The 16,513-nt window shown below is 51.6% G+C and carries 21 protein-coding genes; 12 read left to right on the forward strand and 9 right to left on the reverse strand.

Annotated features, from left to right (window positions below; all coding sequences use genetic code 11):
* Positions 1–166 precede the first annotated feature (166 nt).
* Entirely contained in the window at positions 167–331 is a 165-nt protein-coding gene (locus J4E70_RS12440) for a hypothetical protein (protein WP_213889852.1), read from the forward strand.
* Here J4E70_RS12440 and J4E70_RS12445 read toward each other — a convergent pair.
* Entirely contained in the window at positions 306–689 is a 384-nt protein-coding gene (locus J4E70_RS12445) for an integrase core domain-containing protein (RefSeq protein WP_213889853.1), read from the reverse strand. The genes J4E70_RS12440 and J4E70_RS12445 overlap by 26 nt on opposite strands.
* Positions 690–940: 251 nt before the next feature.
* Between J4E70_RS12445 and J4E70_RS12450 the strand changes: the two genes are divergently transcribed.
* The gene (locus tag J4E70_RS12450; protein ID WP_213889854.1) at positions 941–1,135 is read left to right on the forward strand and encodes a hypothetical protein; all 195 of its coding nucleotides are present in this window, start codon (positions 941–943) and stop codon (positions 1,133–1,135) included.
* Positions 1,136–1,851: 716 nt separating this feature from the next.
* Here J4E70_RS12450 and J4E70_RS12455 read toward each other — a convergent pair.
* A complete protein-coding gene (locus J4E70_RS12455; protein ID WP_213889855.1) occupies positions 1,852–2,553 on the reverse strand; it encodes a tetratricopeptide repeat protein in 702 nt (233 codons plus the stop codon).
* A 274-nt stretch (positions 2,554–2,827) separates the two neighbouring features.
* Between J4E70_RS12455 and J4E70_RS12460 the strand changes: the two genes are divergently transcribed.
* Positions 2,828–3,577 carry a beta-ketoacyl synthase N-terminal-like domain-containing protein gene (locus tag J4E70_RS12460; protein ID WP_213889857.1) on the forward strand — a complete coding sequence of 250 codons (750 nt, stop codon included), beginning with the start codon at positions 2,828–2,830 and terminating at the stop codon, positions 3,575–3,577.
* A gap of 46 nt (positions 3,578–3,623) precedes the next feature.
* On the opposite strand, the gene J4E70_RS12465 is transcribed toward J4E70_RS12460, so the two are convergent.
* From J4E70_RS12465 to J4E70_RS12475, 3 genes are all read right to left on the reverse strand, one after another.
* Entirely contained in the window at positions 3,624–4,541 is a 918-nt protein-coding gene (locus tag J4E70_RS12465; RefSeq protein WP_213889859.1) for a PDR/VanB family oxidoreductase, read from the reverse strand.
* 10 nt (positions 4,542–4,551) lie between these two features.
* The gene (locus J4E70_RS12470; protein WP_213889861.1) at positions 4,552–5,466 is read right to left on the reverse strand and encodes a pyridoxamine 5'-phosphate oxidase family protein; all 915 of its coding nucleotides are present in this window, start codon (positions 5,464–5,466) and stop codon (positions 4,552–4,554) included.
* Between the two features lie 65 nt (positions 5,467–5,531).
* Positions 5,532–5,909, reverse strand: coding sequence for a DsrE family protein (locus J4E70_RS12475; RefSeq protein ID WP_213889864.1), 378 nt, complete (start codon positions 5,907–5,909; stop codon positions 5,532–5,534).
* 129 nt (positions 5,910–6,038) lie between these two features.
* On the opposite strand from J4E70_RS12475, the gene J4E70_RS12480 reads away from it, so the two are divergent.
* A complete protein-coding gene (locus tag J4E70_RS12480) occupies positions 6,039–6,602 on the forward strand; it encodes a TetR/AcrR family transcriptional regulator (protein WP_213889866.1) in 564 nt (187 codons plus the stop codon).
* Positions 6,603–6,765: 163 nt separating this feature from the next.
* On the opposite strand, the gene J4E70_RS12485 is transcribed toward J4E70_RS12480, so the two are convergent.
* Positions 6,766–7,347 (reverse strand): VOC family protein, encoded by a 582-nt coding sequence (locus tag J4E70_RS12485; RefSeq protein ID WP_213889867.1) that lies wholly within the window; start codon positions 7,345–7,347, stop codon positions 6,766–6,768.
* Between the two features lie 237 nt (positions 7,348–7,584).
* Between J4E70_RS12485 and J4E70_RS12490 the strand changes: the two genes are divergently transcribed.
* The 5 genes from J4E70_RS12490 to J4E70_RS12510 all read left to right on the forward strand — a co-directional run bounded on the left by J4E70_RS12490 (position 7,585) and on the right by J4E70_RS12510 (position 13,022).
* Positions 7,585–8,388, forward strand: coding sequence for a metallophosphoesterase family protein (locus tag J4E70_RS12490; protein WP_246531736.1), 804 nt, complete (start codon positions 7,585–7,587; stop codon positions 8,386–8,388).
* Positions 8,389–8,585: 197 nt separating this feature from the next.
* Positions 8,586–8,999, forward strand: coding sequence for a GtrA family protein (locus tag J4E70_RS12495; RefSeq protein ID WP_213889868.1), 414 nt, complete (start codon positions 8,586–8,588; stop codon positions 8,997–8,999).
* A gap of 210 nt (positions 9,000–9,209) precedes the next feature.
* Positions 9,210–10,244: an NAD-dependent epimerase/dehydratase family protein gene (locus J4E70_RS12500; RefSeq protein WP_213889869.1), complete on the forward strand. Its 1,035-nt coding sequence runs from the start codon at positions 9,210–9,212 to the stop codon at positions 10,242–10,244.
* Positions 10,234–12,015 (forward strand): hypothetical protein, encoded by a 1,782-nt coding sequence (locus tag J4E70_RS12505; protein ID WP_213889870.1) that lies wholly within the window; start codon positions 10,234–10,236, stop codon positions 12,013–12,015. The genes J4E70_RS12500 and J4E70_RS12505 overlap by 11 nt, the downstream gene beginning before the upstream one ends.
* A gap of 143 nt (positions 12,016–12,158) precedes the next feature.
* Positions 12,159–13,022: an SUMF1/EgtB/PvdO family nonheme iron enzyme gene (locus tag J4E70_RS12510; RefSeq protein WP_213889871.1), complete on the forward strand. Its 864-nt coding sequence runs from the start codon at positions 12,159–12,161 to the stop codon at positions 13,020–13,022.
* 41 nt (positions 13,023–13,063) lie between these two features.
* On the opposite strand, the gene J4E70_RS12515 is transcribed toward J4E70_RS12510, so the two are convergent.
* The gene (locus tag J4E70_RS12515) at positions 13,064–13,954 is read right to left on the reverse strand and encodes a hypothetical protein (RefSeq protein ID WP_213889873.1); all 891 of its coding nucleotides are present in this window, start codon (positions 13,952–13,954) and stop codon (positions 13,064–13,066) included.
* A gap of 342 nt (positions 13,955–14,296) precedes the next feature.
* Between J4E70_RS12515 and J4E70_RS12520 the strand changes: the two genes are divergently transcribed.
* Both J4E70_RS12520 and J4E70_RS12525 read left to right on the forward strand, forming a co-directional pair.
* A complete protein-coding gene (locus J4E70_RS12520; RefSeq protein WP_213889875.1) occupies positions 14,297–14,788 on the forward strand; it encodes a hypothetical protein in 492 nt (163 codons plus the stop codon).
* A 145-nt stretch (positions 14,789–14,933) separates the two neighbouring features.
* Positions 14,934–15,254 (forward strand): ArsR/SmtB family transcription factor, encoded by a 321-nt coding sequence (locus J4E70_RS12525; protein ID WP_246531737.1) that lies wholly within the window; start codon positions 14,934–14,936, stop codon positions 15,252–15,254.
* 229 nt (positions 15,255–15,483) lie between these two features.
* Here J4E70_RS12525 and J4E70_RS12530 read toward each other — a convergent pair whose 3' ends face one another.
* Positions 15,484–15,720, reverse strand: a complete 237-nt coding sequence (locus J4E70_RS12530) for a hypothetical protein (RefSeq protein ID WP_213889882.1) — start codon at positions 15,718–15,720, stop codon at positions 15,484–15,486.
* Between the two features lie 24 nt (positions 15,721–15,744).
* Between J4E70_RS12530 and J4E70_RS12535 the strand changes: the two genes are divergently transcribed.
* Complete coding sequence (locus tag J4E70_RS12535; protein WP_213889886.1) at positions 15,745–16,113, forward strand: LuxR C-terminal-related transcriptional regulator; 369 nt, start codon at positions 15,745–15,747, stop codon at positions 16,111–16,113.
* Between the two features lie 13 nt (positions 16,114–16,126).
* Here J4E70_RS12535 and J4E70_RS12540 read toward each other — a convergent pair whose 3' ends face one another.
* On the reverse strand, positions 16,127–16,492 hold the full coding sequence (locus J4E70_RS12540) for a cupin domain-containing protein (protein WP_213889888.1): 366 nt from the start codon (positions 16,490–16,492) through the stop codon (positions 16,127–16,129).
* Positions 16,493–16,513: the final 21 nt, after the last annotated feature.

The raw sequence follows: 16,513 nt of genomic DNA on the forward strand, positions 1-16,513 counted from the left end.
AGAATGCGTTGGACCAACGAATTTCCCCACGGTGCAGCGGTGTACAGATCGTGACTCAGATCACGCAATACGTTCACCACACCCGCCCGGTGTTTATGTGCGCTTCAGTCAGAGTTAACCCACCAAGCATTTCATTAGCGGACATTTGCTGCAACACGGCAGACCCATGATTTCCCCCCTTCTTGCACAGGCGAGCATTGAGGAATGGTCGGTTGGTGACGGGCTGTCTTTCATCCACGACGCAGATGTTGCTGCGGATGGAATGTTGTTTGGCGTTGATGAGGGCCACGATGCAATATGGATGTCTAGCCCCCAATTTCAGTACCAGTAATTTTCGTTTTCTCTAATAAGGTTTCAAGCACTGGCGGGCGCATGTTCAATGCGTGATGTGGTCTTATCCGGTTGTATTGCCTGAGCCAAACATTGATGGCGACCTGGGCTTGCCTAGTGCTGTGGAACCACTCGGCATTCAGGACTTCCCGTCTTAATGTTCCGTTGAACCGCTCGTTGTAGCCGTTCTCCCAAGGGCTGCCCGGATAGATTTGCATCGGTTGGATATGGACCTTTTTCAGCCAGTCCTGCAGGGCACCTGCGATAAATTCGGGGCCGTTGTCGGAGCGAATGAACTCAGGCTTGCCGTGTTTCATGAGCAGCGGATGAAGTGCGTCCAGAACATCGTTCGCGTTCATCTTGGGCCGCACTGTCACACACAGAGCCTCATTGAACCGGTCTTGCCTTCGGATCCGAGTCTGCGCGACGCGTAACGGATGCGAGACACTATTGATGTCAGCCTTCAAGCCTGCTTCAGGCGAATGATCGAGATCCGCGAAGAACCTCTCTGCGCAATCTGGTCCACAAACGGACGGGTCGATACTGGCTGCGTGACGGCGAGTTCCCCTGGATCACACTGAAGCGCGGAAATCGCTTGCCTGAGTTAAGCATGGCCCATCGCGCAATCTCGAATGCGAAACGCGGCTTCACAGAATTCGCCGAAACCTCTTCGATCACCTGGACCGATCAAGCAGATCTGGAGATCTACGAGCAAACCCGCGTCGGCACCAACGGCCACGCCGTGACGCTGTTATGGGCAGAATTGCCTGACGATACTGACGAAGACGAGATTCTGCAGAGGTGAGCATGCCGCGGTTCCGCTAGATCTGGCACCGACACGCCCTACCCTGTTCATGCGCTGAGTATCCCTGATACACGCGAGTTCTTTCCCTGATAGGTCGAAAAATATTCCCTGTTAATTGAAGCAGGGAAATTATCCGGAACGCATTGATATCACGCGGGATATCGGCATCGAAATCGCCGATTATGTCCGAAAAGGAACGATTTTCCCTGTAAATTCCCTGTAAATCAGGGAAAGTAAGACCGAGACGGGTTAGCCACGGACTGCCTGCACTACCAGAAATCACCTAACTTTATAAATTTACAAAACATAGTTTCTCTTGAGGCACTTGTGCGCCTAAATATATCAATGGGTTACACTACGGAGTGCTCTGCCTTCGAACAACGCGAGTCTTTGATTTTCCATTTTCAAATGTCGAAACGCGAAGTGATACCTACGCGCAACGCAGGAAAAATTCGAAGAACCGTTTTGTGAAATAATCAGAGCGACCACATAGCGTCCTGATGCTCTTTCTAAGGCAATCAACAAGCTGAGATTTTCGAATGGCTTACGAAACACGCAGGACGAATCCAATTCGCGTGGAATGCTGGTTCAGTACCGGGGATCGTCGCGACCGCGTTCTATTTACATGACTTGGTGATTGCTGTTCGTTTCACAGAAAGGTTTAGGCTCAACCTCGTAGAGCCGCCGCAGCGATAAATGATTCCACGGTTTTGATCTTAGTCGCAGTCATTAAAGTCAGACTCAAGGCAAACACCTGCGCGCCTTTGAGCCTCGGAAATATCTACAAGTGTCATCTCAGTTTTTATCCTATCGCGCTCCGTTAGACCGATTGTATGTCCATTCGCAATCGCGACGCTGTACCACATATGGGCCGACACGTAGTCATTTGGCAAACCTTCACCCTTTTCGTACATTCCACCAAGGTTGAACTGGGCTGTTGCGTATCCTTGTTCCGCCGCCAGCCGGAACCACCTTACAGCTTCGACATCATCCTCTGGAACACCATCTCCGTGGTCGTACATTACACCAAGGTTATTCTGCCCTCTCGCGTAACCCTGCTCCGCTACCAAAAGAAACAACCGGACAGCTTCGGTATCATCTTCGGGAACACCATTGCCCGCAGAATACAATACACCAAGGTTGAACTGCGCTCTTATATCACCCTGTTCAGCCGCCAACGAATACCAATTGAAAGCCTCTTCCATGTCTCGGGACACGCCTGTACCAAGCTCGTGCATTGCACCAAGGTTAAACTGAGCGCGCGCATCTCCTTGCTCTGCCAATGGTCGCCATTGCTCCAGGGCTGCCTGGTAGTCGCCGGCTTGGTATGCTTCTGCGCCAGCTTGGTAATTCTGTCCGATTGCCACAGAGGGTGATAGAACCAAAACCCACGCACAAATTTTCAATAAGGAACGCAAAAAGTTTCTCCTAAAAACTGCCGGACTATCTGAAGTTTCGTTTCGGTTTTCAACAAAAACTTGTGATCAGCCCTACCAAAGTGGCCCGGGTCATTCCAGAGGCATCCCCTGGAAGCTTTCCCTACAATACAGCGACATTCCAGTATCACAAATTGCCTGCCGAGGTCAGAGCCAGATTCTACAGGTTTAAAAGGTATCTTTATTCCCTGAACGCTTTTGAGAAATAATCCGTGAAGGGTTTCAGGAGGTAGCTGAGGGGTGAGCGTTCTCCCGTTTGTATGAATGCCTCAACAGGCATGCCGGGGATCAGGATCAGGCCATTCAGCCGTTCAGTTTCACCGGGTTTGGGAATGAGGTCTGCAGTGTAGTATTTGCCGCAGCGCGTGCGCTGGCGAGCGGGTACAACGAAAACCCCACCAGCGCATCGCGGCCTTTTGACCGTGACCGCAGCGGGTTTGTCATGAGCGAAGGTGCAGGCACGCTGATCCTTGAAACACTCGATCATGCCATGAAGCGCGGCGCCACACCGCTGGCTGAAATTGCAGGCTATGGCACAAGTGCCGACGCATACCACATTACTTCGGGCCCGCCCGATGGACATGGTGCAGCGCAGGCGATGAAACTCGCGCTCAGGCAGGCAGGCATTGAACCTCAGCAAATTGATCACATCAACGCGCATGCAACATCGACGCCTGTCGGCGATGCTGCTGAAATAGCTGCCATTAAATCCGTGTTCGGGAAAGACTATCAGGGGGCAATATCTTCAACCAAATCCGCAACAGGGCATACACTTGGCGCTGCCGGTGCGGTTGAAGCGATTTTCACCATTATGGCCCTTAGATCCGGAACCGTTCCACCGACCCTAAACCTCGAAAATCCAGACGAAAACGCCGAAGGCCTCAATCTCATTGGGCCTCACGTCGAGAAGAAAGACATGACATATGCGCTCTCAAATGCCTTTGGTTTTGGCGGCGTAAATGCCTCTGCAGTTTTCTGTAAATGGGATGCTGACAAAGAAGTGTAACAACACCTCTGTTAAGTTGGTTGTGGGTTCGGTCACCCACAACCAATCAGATATCAAGCGTGATTTCGCTGCCCTTAACCCAGGACACGCAGGGGCACATCACTTTGCCGCGCTGTTCCGGTGTAAGGCAAACATCTCTGTGGTCAGGGGTGCCTGAAACAAATGCCGTCGCGCAAGAGCCACACTCCCCACGGCGACATTCATAAGAGGCCCAGATTCCGTTCTCTTCGAGAGCTTCCAAAATCGTGGTTCCCGGCACAACGGTGAATTCCATACCTGTTTGCGCCAATTTCACTGTGACCGGTGCATCATCGGGTTTTTGGGTCGCTCCGAAACTTTCGAAGTGGATATTTTCGAAAGCCCACCCAAGCTCCCCCGCCTTTTCGATTGTTGCTTCAATCAAGGGGCGCGGTCCACACACGTAAACCGCAGACTCCTTTGGTGTTTTGCGCAACACATTCTCAAGGTTCAGCGCGGGCTTTGCGCCATCGTCCGTGTAGAGAGATATGGACCCTTCACGCCCCGTTAATGGCAACAACCTTTCAAGGTTGCGCGCCGCATAGTGCACCTCGAACGATTTACCGAGTTTGGTAAGCTTTTCGATCATTGAATAGAAGGGCGTCACGCCAATACCACCTGCAATGATTACACTATGTGCCGCATCAACATCTAGCTTAAACGCATTGAACGGCCCAAATAAAGTTACACCGCTGCCAACCTGCAATTCATCGTGTACGAAAGCTGACCCACCCCGGCTGGGATCGGTTCTGAGCACACAGATCTCATAGCCTTGCCGATCTGAAAGATCGGACGTCAGCGAATAACGCCTAGACAGACCGTTGAACAAAAGCTCGACATGTGCACCGGGTTCAAACTCTGGTAGTGGCCTGCCGTCTGCACATTCCAGACGAAGCCTGACAGTCTCTGCTGCAATCAACTTTTTTTCTCTGACGATCAGATCCATGACCTACCCCTCATGGATTGAAAGGTGACGCATCGAGGTACAGACTCTCGAAGGTGCGGTTCAGTGGCGAAATCGTCCAGTGGGTCGGCCGGAATGTCCACCATCTGCCTGTATTGGCTGTCGCAGCTAGATCTGCGCCGGATTTTAGATCAAGGACGACCTCCCCGCTAAGCCGCAACTGGCGATTGCCTTCGAAGTCCAGAAACACGATGCCCGCACGAGGGTTTGCTGCAAAATTCCCTAAAGTGCCGAACATTGAATTTCCGGGATAGTCTGGAATGCTCAGCGTATCGTTTTGAAGCCTGATAAACCCCGGTTTTCCGCCGCGATGCGAAACGTCAGCGCGGCCACCGGGATATGCGCTTGCCACAAAGAAGGTGTCGGCATCTTTTATCCACTTACGAATCTCGTCTGTCAGGGCTTCGCCTGTTTCTGCCAAAGGCTGCGCAGTGCCTGTATTGACCGGGGTAAGATGCCTGCTCTGAATGTATTTTGGGCAATTGGGATACGCCTCGACCACCGAAAGAACGAGTTTGTTCGATGAGAGGTTCGATACCGTGCCATTCACGCGCAAACGTCGTTTCGTGGCAAGTTCGATGAACAAAGCACCGAGATTGTCACCTGGACGCAGACCCGACAACGACGAAGCCTTATTTGAGGGGCCCGATGCGTCGTCCAACGCCAGCGTTAGTGTCTTGCCAGCCTGGTCTGAAATGGCAAAACCCTTATCCCCCGCAATAAATTCCGCCCAGACGGAACCAGCTTTGTCTTCGCCCCCGACCACGCAGTAGAATTGTTGTGCCAGAAACATCAACGCGTTGCGCGGAATAGCACCTGCGATCAGACGCCCGTGTGCAGCAGCCATCGCACGCTCGCCGGTTAATTCCTGTATTTCGATTTCGCCACGGTGGAATGGTTGTGACATATCAGCCTCCTTCAGTGTCGAATTGGGCGCCACACAGCCTGTGGCGCCCGTCTTTGTTTTTCCGATCAGAACGTTACGATGCGGTAACCTTCATCCAGGTAACGGGACAGATCGATAACGCCCGCTGTGCCTGGAATGGCTTTGTCACCGACCAACTCAAATCCTGCGGATTTCACATCATCGGTTGCGCCGAAAACTTCAGCGCATCCTTTGCAGGCACCTGCCACGGTGTCTGAAACAGCATTGTAAAGCGCATGGGCTGGGTGCTCTGGGTTGACCAGTTCGCTGGCCCACCGGACGCCTGCACCCTGAAAGATGAGCTCGACTTCCTGTTTCTTATCTTTGAGCTCATAAGCAAGGAACATGGCATTGAAGAGCCGTCCGACCGCCTCTTCCGAGCCTGCTTTGGGGTCGGAATAAACGACGATTGCTGTTTTCGACATAGAATTCTCCTGGGTTGAGTTGACAATTACCGAACGAACGGTAAAAGACAAATGCCTGAGTGGTAAGGTGAGGTCAATATATTTTACCGTTCGTTCGGTAAAATAGTTGTGACAGGAGGTAATTCTGCTATGGGGCGCAAAGCAACCATTGAAGAAAGTGAACTGATGACGCGGCTAAGCCGGGTGTTTCGTGATGTAGGGTATGAAGGTGCCACGCTTACGTCCCTGTCCGCAGAGACCGGGCTGAAAAAAGCCAGCCTTTACCACCGATTTCCCGGTGGCAAAGAACAGATGGCCCGCGAGGTGCTCGAAGATGCTGCAAGTTGGCTCGAGGAAAATTTGCTGTCACCTCTCAGAGGCGACGGGAAACCAGAAGCGCGCATTCGGGCCATGACGCGGAAGCTTGACGAGTTTTACTCTGGCGGGAAACAGGCTTGCCTTTTGAACATGCTGACATCCGCGCGTATTCAGGAAGGGCCTTTCGTTAAACCGATCAAAGATTTGTTCGATTCCTTGATCAGAACTCTCGCGAACCTGTTGTGCGAACACGGGCTTGAGCAGGATGAAGCCCGCCAAAGAGCAGAACGTGCGGTGATGCTCTTGCATGGCAGCCTGGTCCTTTCCCGTGGCACGGGATCGACACAGCCCTTCAAGCGGTTTTTGAAAACTCTTCCAGAAGAATTGATTGGCTAACAAAGACACTTCAGAAAATGAGCTTCAATGGCACCTCCCCTACCCTGCGAGTTGATTTAACCTTCCAATAACGTTGATCTTGGGACAACGCCCGACGAGGTGGTCCAAGGAAAGTTTTGAAAAGGGCCCGGTCCGGCACCAAGTGCCAAAACATGAATCCCTATTAATATGGGTTCTTGGGCGTCCTGTCGTCAGAAAGCGATGCCTGTCTGCGTTCTACTAGCAGTTCGATCGCGTCGGCCAAATGCTCTTCCTGGATATTGTAATCGCCGCGTTCAACACGAAGCTTATGCGCCTGGATCATTACATCGGCATAGCTGCAGCCCATTGGCGGCTCAAACCTGTAAGAGGCTAGCTCAATCAAAAGACCAAGTGGATCTTTGAAATATATTGAATCCATAAACCCACGGTCTTTCGGACCGGAATGTTTGATGCCGCGTTCGTCAAGACGCGTCACCGCCTGCTTGAATGTAGCTTGACTGATCGCGAATGCCAGATGATGGACAGCCCCCGGGTCGGTTGACGTTCGTGTTGAGTCTGGCTTGCGGTTTTCGTTTGTGAAAACAGTGATCAACCGCCCGTCACCGGGGTCAAAGTAGAGATGGCCCTCATTCGGGTTATCCAGGTTTGGCTGATCAAAGATGAAGGGCATGCCCAATACACCTTCCCAGAAATCGATCGAAGTTTGTCGATCTGCGCCAACGATGGTGATGTGATGTACGCCTTGGGTCTGTAGTTTTCGCATGACCATTTCGCCCAATTACTGAATGCCGACAAGCCTAATCCGTTTGTCCTAATCTTGCCAGCATGACCTTCGGCTGGGTTTGACGTTTCACGTATTAGGTTCCTTGTAAAGCGATCCAACCACCCAAAGGCATGGCTGAAAAAAATCATCATGGAATACGATCCAATCATGCTCTAACATTTAGGGCCGACCTTACTGGTTAGCAGATCGCAGGGTTGCGTTATCGCGGAGGCAAGCATGATTAAAGTGCAGGATCTTGGGGTCTTGGATGGCGACGTTCTGTTGTTTGGTGGCCCCTATTCAAATTTAGGCGCCACGCGCGCGTTGATTGCCAAAGCGAAGGCGCTCGGCATTCCGGCGCAACGATGCATTTGCACAGGCGATATCGTTGCGTATTGCGCAAACGCGAATGAAACCGTATCCGAAATCAGGAAATTTGGATGCCCTGTCATCGCCGGGAACTGCGAAAAACAACTTGGAAACAGCGCGCTCGACTGCGGCTGTGGCTTTGACGAGGGAACCACATGTGATCTGTTGGCCGCAGGCTGGTACGCACACGCAAACAACACCGTGAACGCGGATGCGCGCGCATGGATGAACGCATTGCCAGATTTAATCGTGTTCGAACATTTTGGCTGCCGATATGCAGTTATTCATGGCGGCCTTACCAATATCTCCCGTTTCATCTGGTCCACTTCGCCAGAGGAGGTTTTTCGCGAAGAATGCAGTGCAGTAGCGGCCGCCGCAGGACCAGTGGACGTCATCATAAGCGGACATTCAGGAATACCCTTCAGACACGAGATCGACGGGTTTCTCTGGATAAACGCGGGGGTTATTGGCATGCCCCCTCACGACGGTCAGCAAGACACGCGGTATGTCGTGCTCCGTGAAGACGGCGTGTTCTTTAAACGGTTACAATATGATGCAAAGGCAGAATCTGAAGCGATGGTCGCAGCTGGGCTGACGCAGGGATATCATGACTCTCTGTTATCGGGCATATGGCCAAGTGTGGATGTTTTGCCCGATGAGCTACGAGGCTGATCTCGCGGAAATTCGCCTGTAAAAGTTAAAACGCCCTGCCCCAATGGTAAAAATTCATCAGCTTCCTGCCATTGCTATTCGTGTGAACTATGGTGAAGCAGCAACGCTGCTGTATTGATATCGGTCAAAATCCAACTTGCTGGCGGGTCTAGGTAGATTTTGTTCTAACGTATGAGAAGTTTTGAGGGAAAGCAGCATTGGGAAAATGGCAACTGATACTTCGCTATGCGGTTTTTGCTGCTATGGCCACGGTGGCAAACCTTGCGGCGCAACGACTTGTTCTGAAAACGGTGACTGCTGACCTCCGGCTCGCACTCGCGATTGGTGTTGGGACCATTGTTGGGCTTATCCTGAAATATATTCTCGACAAGCGCTGGATATTTTTTGACACAACCAGCGGAACGGCAACCCATGCGAAAAAATTTACGCTTTACACAGTGATGGGAATTTCAACAACCTTAATTTTCTGGGGTGCTGAAACCGCTTTTTGGATGATCTGGAAAACCGATGCTATGCGCGAGGTTGGTGCAATTCTTGGCCTGATCGTTGGCTATGTCGTTAAGTACAATCTGGACCGCCGATACGTGTTTCAGGATAGCTCCGGTCACTGAATTGGCGTTTAAGTTTCAATTCACGAAAAATGAAACCAGTAAGCCCGGTATCTTCATTTCGTGATCAATACCTTGCATGTTTTGATTTGCGTCAAGTGCCGAGACCTAGCACCATTCTAAGGTGCAATTGAGATAAGCTTCCGCGTTGCGGGAACTTAGCAGAGATCGGCACAGACGGGCATGGCCCGGTATGAAATGACGGAGGCGACCTTGAACTACCTGATAACAGGCGGCGCCGGGTTTATGGGCATAAACCTCATCCGGTACCTGCTTGCGCGCGGACATCAGGTTCGGAGCTACGATATAGCCCCGTTCGATTACCCGGAGGCAAACGAGATCTCCGTTCTTCAGGGCGACATCAGGGATCGTTCAATACATCAGCAGGCCTTTGAGGGCGTGGACATCGTCGTTCACTGCGCAGCGGCTCTGCCGCTCTGTAGCCGAGAAGAGATCATGTCGACAGATGTCGAAGGTACACGCAGACTTTTGGACACTGCCGAAAAGGAGAAGATTGACCGGTTCATCCATATTTCGTCCACCGCTGTTTACGGCGTTCCGGACCATCATCCGTTGTTTGAAGATGACAGTTTGATCGGCGTCGGCCCATACGGAGAGGCCAAGATTTTAGCTGAGCAGGTGTGCACTGAGTTTCGCGATAAAGGACTTTGCATTCCTGTTTTGCGTCCAAAATCCTTTATCGGTCCGGAACGCCTTGGTGCATTCGAACTGCTTTATGACTTTGCCTATAACCGCCACAATTTTCCGGTTCTTGGATCAGGCGACAATCGATATCAGTTGCTTGATGTCGAAGATTTGTGTGAGGTGGTTCAGCTTTGTGCAAATAAAGACCAAAGTGCTGTCAACGATGTATTCAATGTGGGGGCCGCGCGCTTTGGAACGTTGCGCCAAAGTTTTCAGGCGGTGCTTGATCGGGCGGGCCATGGCAAGCGTATAATTGGTTTGCCACTGACACCGGCAATCTGGACGCTACGGGTGCTGGAAGCGCTACATCTCTCACCGTTATACCAATGGATTTATGAAACAGCCGGGAAAGAGAGCTTTGTCGGCATAGACAAGCTCGTTGACCGTTTCGAATTTACCCCGAAGTACTCAAACGAAGAGGCATTAATTCGAAATTTCGATTGGTATGTCGCCAACCACGACCGAATTGCTAATGCGACTGGCGTGACACATCGTGTCCCTTGGAAAAGGGGAGCATTGCAGGTGGCTCGCTATGTATTTTGACACGCGAATGATGACGAACACTCTGCTGAAAAGGGTGTTTCAGACTGTTTCTTTAACCATTTTTCTGGGTCTGTTCTGCCATGCAGCATGGGCGCAGTCTGATGAGGTTCTGGAGCAGCAGCGCGTACAATATGACGAAGTTCGCGCTAAGACTATTCTTGAACTGCAGCCATTCAGGCATGAGACAGCGGTGGTTCTAACTGATGCGGATACTGAGTTGAGGTGGGTTTCAATGAATCCCGCAATCAACGGTTGGTTCTTATTGCAAATAGGTACATTTGACAGCAGAACCGCGCCGACAAGTTACCATATCGAGAATCCGAATCCGACCGGGCAAACCGTCAGGTTGGAAACCGGCCCCAACCCAACCCTAATCCTGAATGACGAGACAGGAACCGAATTCTGTGCGCCATGGGCGGACGGACAAAGCGCGTTAAACGAGGCGCGCGAAACCGGCCTGCCCTTCGCGCCCCTTTGCGGAGGTCGGCTTTATCTGCGCAATCAGGTATCCGGTTCCCGCACAAGTCTGGAGCGAACGGCAGAATTTTTACGGGACCATTTCTGGGGCGGAGAAACCATCGTTCGCTTTGTGCGCGACAGTTTCTTCAGGGATAGCCAGTTTGAAACAAGCGAAGAACTTGAGGCGACCGGGTTCGGGCGACTTGCCGTGGGGCCCGGAGCAGCAGCAATAGACGCGCCGCTTGAAGAACGACCCGTCATAGCAACGCAAACGGAGCTTGGACTTAGCGGAACCGATGGACATCGGATGACTTTGGGGCTTTGGTATCCCGTCATCGGCTTGCCCGGTGTCTTTGCAAGCGCGATGCAGCCAAAAGCCATCAGTGAAGCTGTAACGCAAGGCCCGGGTGTAACAAGCGCATTGGATTGGGTCGAAGCCCGCGCCATCACTTATCTGGTTGCTTTCGACCTGGGCCGTTTTGACCTTAACTTTGCTTTGGGCACGGATCATCCAGGGCTTGGATGGTCGCCCCGGCCACCGTCACGTATAAGGCCACGCGGAGTGCCGGGGCCTGATGGTATAAATTCGCCGCGACCGCTTGTGACCCTCGGAATGGTCAACCCAGCGCTAGCCGACCGAACAGTCGCTGTTTTCACTGGCGGGTTCAAGCGTGCGCATGGAGCCTTCAAATGGGGGGACTACATATCAATCAACTTTGGAACCCACTATGGGTTCATTGAAAACGGAACGATCCTGAGCAAACTACAACCTAGTCTTTCAACCCTTTACGTGCTTGCGGATGGCACGATCGGAATGAAAACGTGGACGGAAGACGACAATGTATTGCTGCCGCAGATCAGGTTCGCCCGCCAGAACGGCGTACCCCTTTTAGAAACCGATCCGGAAACCGGCCTTGGTGTCCCCGGGGCATTGGTGACGCGCTGGGGGCCGGGCAATTGGTCTGGTTCGGCTGACGCAAAACTTCGCACTCTGCGCGCAGGTGCGTGCCTTCGTGAATCTGAAGGGGAAAGATATTTGATCTACGGATATTTTTCCACGGCGACGCCCTCAGCCATGGCGCGAACCTTTCAGGCCTATGGATGCAAATATGCGATGTTGCTCGATATGAACGCGCTCGAACACACCTATCTTGCGCTCTATGTGCGCCATGAAGGAGACCTGCTCGTCGAACATCTGGTTCCGGGAATGCGTCTGATTGACAAAAAAGCGCGTGATGGCAGCCTGATTCCAAGATTCTTGGGGTTTGTTGACAATCGGGACCTGTTTTACCTGACACTTCGGGAGGAATAATCACAATGCGTGGCCTTGCGATAATATTAGTTTTTTTACTTGTCGGCCTCGACTCAACCGTCGACGCCCAAACAACCCTACAGCAGCGCAATGAGCTTTTATTTCAGCAAATCAACCAGGTACATCGCCTAAGTGATGTTGAAATGAGCCAACTAAGACGAATATTTCAACGTTCCGGGTTTATCGGTCAGGGCAACCCTGCGATCACGAACCATCCGCTTACACCTGAACAGTGCCGCGCACGTATACCGGATGGAACCAACGGTTATAACAATGCCAGAAACGAGAGGGTTTGTGGCGACCGTTACATGGCGCCGCTTTATGATCCGCGCACACAACAGCCAAGAGACGCGACGGCCTGCATTGACCAGTTTGAGTTCCCCAACATTCCTTGCACCTACCCTGTGGTCTGGACAAAAGCGGCTGAAGCCGCAGAGATTTGTGCTGCCGTGGGTAAACGCCTTTGCGATGCCCATGAATGGGAAGGTGCCTGTGCAGGTGCGCTGGAACCACCAGACTATCGGTTTGATCTGGCGGCAGGAGTTTCGGCAGGAACTGCCGTAAGGCGCATGCAGGCAGCGCATAACGCCAGATACGCGCCCAGCAAAAGCTGGAGCTATGGTCCCGAATATGAACGCGGAACATGTGCCGCCGCGAGTCAGAAAAGCGCGACATGCGGCGGCGGTGGATTTCGGAGCTGCGGGTCAAATACCTATCCAACCGGAAGTTTCCCGAATTGTCGCAGTGCGCTTGGTATTTATGATCTGAACGGAAACGCAGCCGAGCATATGAACCTGCCGCTCTCGCCCGGCCAGATGGCCAGCCGTGGCAGCACGACACTCGGCGTGACCGAGATGAAAGGCAGTTGGTTCATATTTGACAGATATCGCGCCCATCCGGATTGGTGCCGCTGGAGGGCCCCGTTCTGGCACGGCTCACGGGTAATGAGTTCTGGTAGTCACGCGAATTATCATCTGGGATTCAGGTGTTGTAAAACCATAGACTAACCAGCCCGTTCATTCATCACTTAACATTTAAAAAAATGATATCAGTTGCTTAGAGAGATCAATAGATCCTGCGCATTGGTAATTGGCCCTTCTTCGCTGACCATTTGCGCCAATTCCGGGTTCTGCATAATGCTTGTCAAAGATTGGGCATTGCCATTCACGAATGCGGTCTGGCTCACAAGTCTTACGCCGTGACTATAATCTGCATAACGCGCTCCGTGCACAGTGCTAAGCGGCTGAATCGGAATGCCATTGGTCCGGTGCCAGCCATAGATCGCAACCTTACCGGGTGCCGCACGCAGCCGCATCGAAAACACTAGGTCTTTCTTCTGGCCCGCTGTCAGCGCATCAAGAGACCTGCCTGAGCGCGCGCGCATCGTGTCGACAGTCGAATTGTGTTGCATCAGATAAGATGTCGACGTCATCTGATTGGTCGGGCTCATCGGACTAGGCTCCAAATGTACAGCGGCCTGTGAATAGATCGCGTCAACCATTTTCGTTGTCGGAAGGAAAAATCCAAACCGCACCGCAATTCTTGCGGCAGCTGGCAGCCCCATCGGGACACGCACAAAGTCACGATCATGACCGATTGCAAGATAATCCGGCGTAACGCAGATCGTTACTTGGGCGTTTTGTCCGTCCGACAACTCCCCCTCGAATATAACCGGTGTAAGTTTGCGCAAAAAAGCAGGAATGTTTCCATCTAAAACCTGCTCAGCGACAACCTGATCCCGCTCAGAACCGCTTAGGTGAAGCAATCGGTCCATAACGACACTCCCCACCAATGCACGCGCCGCACGCGCCGGAATTTGCTTTGTTAACTGGCTGTTACACTCGGCTGCTGATGCACTAAAGTTGATCATAGCTGGAAAAATTATAAAAGCGATAAAGACAAAAAAGTTGATCCGCCCAGTAATGGAAAGTCTTTTCATATGCTGTCCGTGTTCCAATTATTTTTTTTAGAGTGATACTCTTTGCCAAGAAAACTGGATTTCAGTCAAGTCGGGCCGATCAGGCGGGCGGAAATCCGCTAGTCACCGCTACAATTTAGCGATATGGAAATCAGCTTGGATACGACTATTCTTTTACATTTTCACCTCGATATCTCGACAATATCTGTCAGCGCATGCGTTCATGGTCCACATTCTTCCGGCAAGCTAAACATTGATTGGCCTTAAAGTATCTTTCTTTGGACAAAAAAATGACCCTAAGAAACGCGAGGCTTCAAACGATAAAACTGATGCAAAATCAGACAGGCGACGACAGAGGTTATTATGAATCTGGCTTCTCAATACGAACCAGGACATGCGGAGAATCGTTTTCCGCCGTCTGAAAGTAATTTGAAAAACGTTGGTCTGTTTGTCCTTCGCGACGAACACCGGATTGCGGAACCAGCCTTTCTTTTTTCGGCAAACGCACTGCGCATCACGTGCGGCGTCTGCAGTGGCGAAAAGATAGAGAGTGTCGAGGATTTTATCGCAGGTGACACGTTGAAATTGGCCAGCTCGGCAAATGCGAAACCCGCATTTCTTAGCGGTTCAGAAAATCAGATCGTGATTACGATGGCCAGACCTGTCGACGTGGGTGCAAACCAGTTTGTTGGCAACAACGTTCACCCGATCGCACTGATGTCTGAAAACGGCCGCGCATTGAGCGGCTCAATCGTTGCGGACACATCAACAACACAAGGCTCTGTTTTTCTTTTACTCTCTGAGGAGATGGAGCCGAACGTTGAATACACCATCCTTTGGTGTGGCCCAAACTAATGCCTCTTGGGTAAATGTTTACCCACCCCCTGCTAAGCATTTTTTTTGGCATGGTGTTTCTCAAAGAAATGTGACCCAGCGCGCTTGCGTAAAGGCATTTCATCGGTGATAAATCATATAGATTTTCACCAATATGAAAGACAGCATGTCACCTCTTATGGTTTTGAAAGCACTGGCAAACGACAAACGCCTGAAAATCATGGAATGGGTCCTCTCTCCGGAGGAGCATTTTCCACCGCAGCAAGATGGCGATCTTGTTGAAGACGGGGTTTGCGTCGGATTTATCACCGAAAAAATCGGTCTTTCGCAGCCAACTGTAACGTCACATATGAAACAGCTCGCCGATGCTGGACTGGTCACCTCTAAGCAAATTAAAAACTGGGTTTTTTATAAACCTGACAGGCCTGCCATTCGCCGTGCAATGTCTGAGATTGGCACGTTGCTGGATTTGGACAGGCAGTCGTAAAAAACGATGTCTCAAAAATCGAAAAGCCATGTGACTTTGACAATTGAGAGCTTCAAGACCTTTGGGAACTGCGTGGACGCCGTCGGGACTGAGGCCTTTCCCAAATTGCTAAGCCAGCTCTGCGCCGATCTCTGTTTGGCCGATGCGGTTTATCTTTGTGCCTTTTTTGACCATCAAAAGCCGGTTCCCCTTTACGCAAATCACGATGATGAAAAAAACTCGGACCGCCTTAAAGCTCTACAACGATGTTGCCTATGTTCTGAATCCCTTTTTCAAGTGATTTCAGGATAAGCTTGGCGACGAGGTTATTCGCCTCAGTGACTTTGCGTCTGATAATTTCAAGAAAAGCGAGTATTACCAGCTTTTCTACTAGGCGATGGGGTTGCGCGACGAATGCGGCCTGATGATCCATATCAGCGATACTGCCGCATTGTTTTTCTCGTTCGGGGTTCATCAAAAGGGGCATCGGACGCGCCCGGCGCAACTGCGCATGGCACTGCCCTTCGTCGTGTCACTTGCCAAAAGATACTGGACGGTTCTGACACCGGAACGCACGGACGGCACCGGGCGGCTGGCGGCCCATCTTGACGCCGCATTTAATGCGTTTGGTTCAACAATACTCAGCCCCCGCGAAGGAGAGATTGTACACATGATCCTGCGGGGGCATTCAAGCAAAGCCATTGCCAGGGCCTTTGATAACAGTCCCGAGACCATCAAGGTGCACCGTCGGCGTGTTTACACAAAACTGCAGATTGCCTCGCAAGGAGAGCTACTTTCGCTCTTTTTGTCAGCCCTTTCCGCCGCACCGCCTTCAAGCACGAAAGACCCGCTGGTACACTTCAACATTGCACAGGAGTAACACTGCACTGCGTCTATTCAAGCTGGACAATGGAAAGCTGCACATCCTCGTCACCAAGCACGGTCGTGGTATGGCCTGATCCCGAAACATCTTCCATCCGCCATATCGCACCGGCACCAAACTCGCGAACCTCACCACTACCTGCTTCCACTCTTAACCTGCCCGACAGGCAGAACCCGACCTGCCTGCGCGGCGAAGGATGCTTTGCACCACCCCATCCCGCGGGAAGAACAAGATATAACAGATGCTTGCAGTCTTCTTTTTGCGAGATCGGCATTGTCGGTGCGGGTGGTGCAAAATCACCTGATGACAGTGGAATTTCTACATCCGCGAAGTACGAAACACCGTTTTCGTCCTCAGTCATGTGCAAATATTGCATGATGCTGATCTCTTTCTTCCA

It is taken from the genome of Pseudohalocynthiibacter aestuariivivens (assembly GCF_018457175.1).
In the GTDB taxonomy this organism is placed as follows: domain Bacteria; phylum Pseudomonadota; class Alphaproteobacteria; order Rhodobacterales; family Rhodobacteraceae; genus Pseudohalocynthiibacter; species Pseudohalocynthiibacter aestuariivivens.

What these genes read in the sequence shown, in the direction of transcription:
- J4E70_RS12465 (WP_213889859.1), bottom strand. Translation starts at nt 4,541, where the DNA reads ATGGATCTGATCGTCAGAGAAAAAAAGTTGATTGCAGCAGAGACTGTC.
- J4E70_RS12485 (WP_213889867.1), bottom strand. Translation starts at nt 7,347, where the DNA reads ATGCGAAAACTACAGACCCAAGGCGTACATCACATCACCATCGTTGGC.
- J4E70_RS12475 (WP_213889864.1), bottom strand. Translation starts at nt 5,909, where the DNA reads ATGTCGAAAACAGCAATCGTCGTTTATTCCGACCCCAAAGCAGGCTCG.
- J4E70_RS12490 (WP_246531736.1), top strand. Translation starts at nt 7,585, where the DNA reads ATGATTAAAGTGCAGGATCTTGGGGTCTTGGATGGCGACGTTCTGTTG.
- J4E70_RS12535 (WP_213889886.1), top strand. Translation starts at nt 15,745, where the DNA reads ATGGCACTGCCCTTCGTCGTGTCACTTGCCAAAAGATACTGGACGGTT.
- J4E70_RS12480 (WP_213889866.1), top strand. Translation starts at nt 6,039, where the DNA reads ATGGGGCGCAAAGCAACCATTGAAGAAAGTGAACTGATGACGCGGCTA.
- J4E70_RS12440 (WP_213889852.1), top strand. Translation starts at nt 167, where the DNA reads ATGATTTCCCCCCTTCTTGCACAGGCGAGCATTGAGGAATGGTCGGTT.
- J4E70_RS12510 (WP_213889871.1), top strand. Translation starts at nt 12,159, where the DNA reads ATGAGCCAACTAAGACGAATATTTCAACGTTCCGGGTTTATCGGTCAG.
- J4E70_RS12470 (WP_213889861.1), bottom strand. Translation starts at nt 5,466, where the DNA reads ATGTCACAACCATTCCACCGTGGCGAAATCGAAATACAGGAATTAACC.
- J4E70_RS12450 (WP_213889854.1), top strand. Translation starts at nt 941, where the DNA reads ATGGCCCATCGCGCAATCTCGAATGCGAAACGCGGCTTCACAGAATTC.
- J4E70_RS12515 (WP_213889873.1), bottom strand. Translation starts at nt 13,954, where the DNA reads ATGAAAAGACTTTCCATTACTGGGCGGATCAACTTTTTTGTCTTTATC.
- J4E70_RS12530 (WP_213889882.1), bottom strand. Translation starts at nt 15,720, where the DNA reads ATGCCCCTTTTGATGAACCCCGAACGAGAAAAACAATGCGGCAGTATC.
- J4E70_RS12520 (WP_213889875.1), top strand. Translation starts at nt 14,297, where the DNA reads ATGAATCTGGCTTCTCAATACGAACCAGGACATGCGGAGAATCGTTTT.
- J4E70_RS12540 (WP_213889888.1), bottom strand. Translation starts at nt 16,492, where the DNA reads ATGCAATATTTGCACATGACTGAGGACGAAAACGGTGTTTCGTACTTC.
- J4E70_RS12445 (WP_213889853.1), bottom strand. Translation starts at nt 689, where the DNA reads ATGAACGCGAACGATGTTCTGGACGCACTTCATCCGCTGCTCATGAAA.
- J4E70_RS12525 (WP_246531737.1), top strand. Translation starts at nt 14,934, where the DNA reads ATGTCACCTCTTATGGTTTTGAAAGCACTGGCAAACGACAAACGCCTG.
- J4E70_RS12505 (WP_213889870.1), top strand. Translation starts at nt 10,234, where the DNA reads ATGTATTTTGACACGCGAATGATGACGAACACTCTGCTGAAAAGGGTG.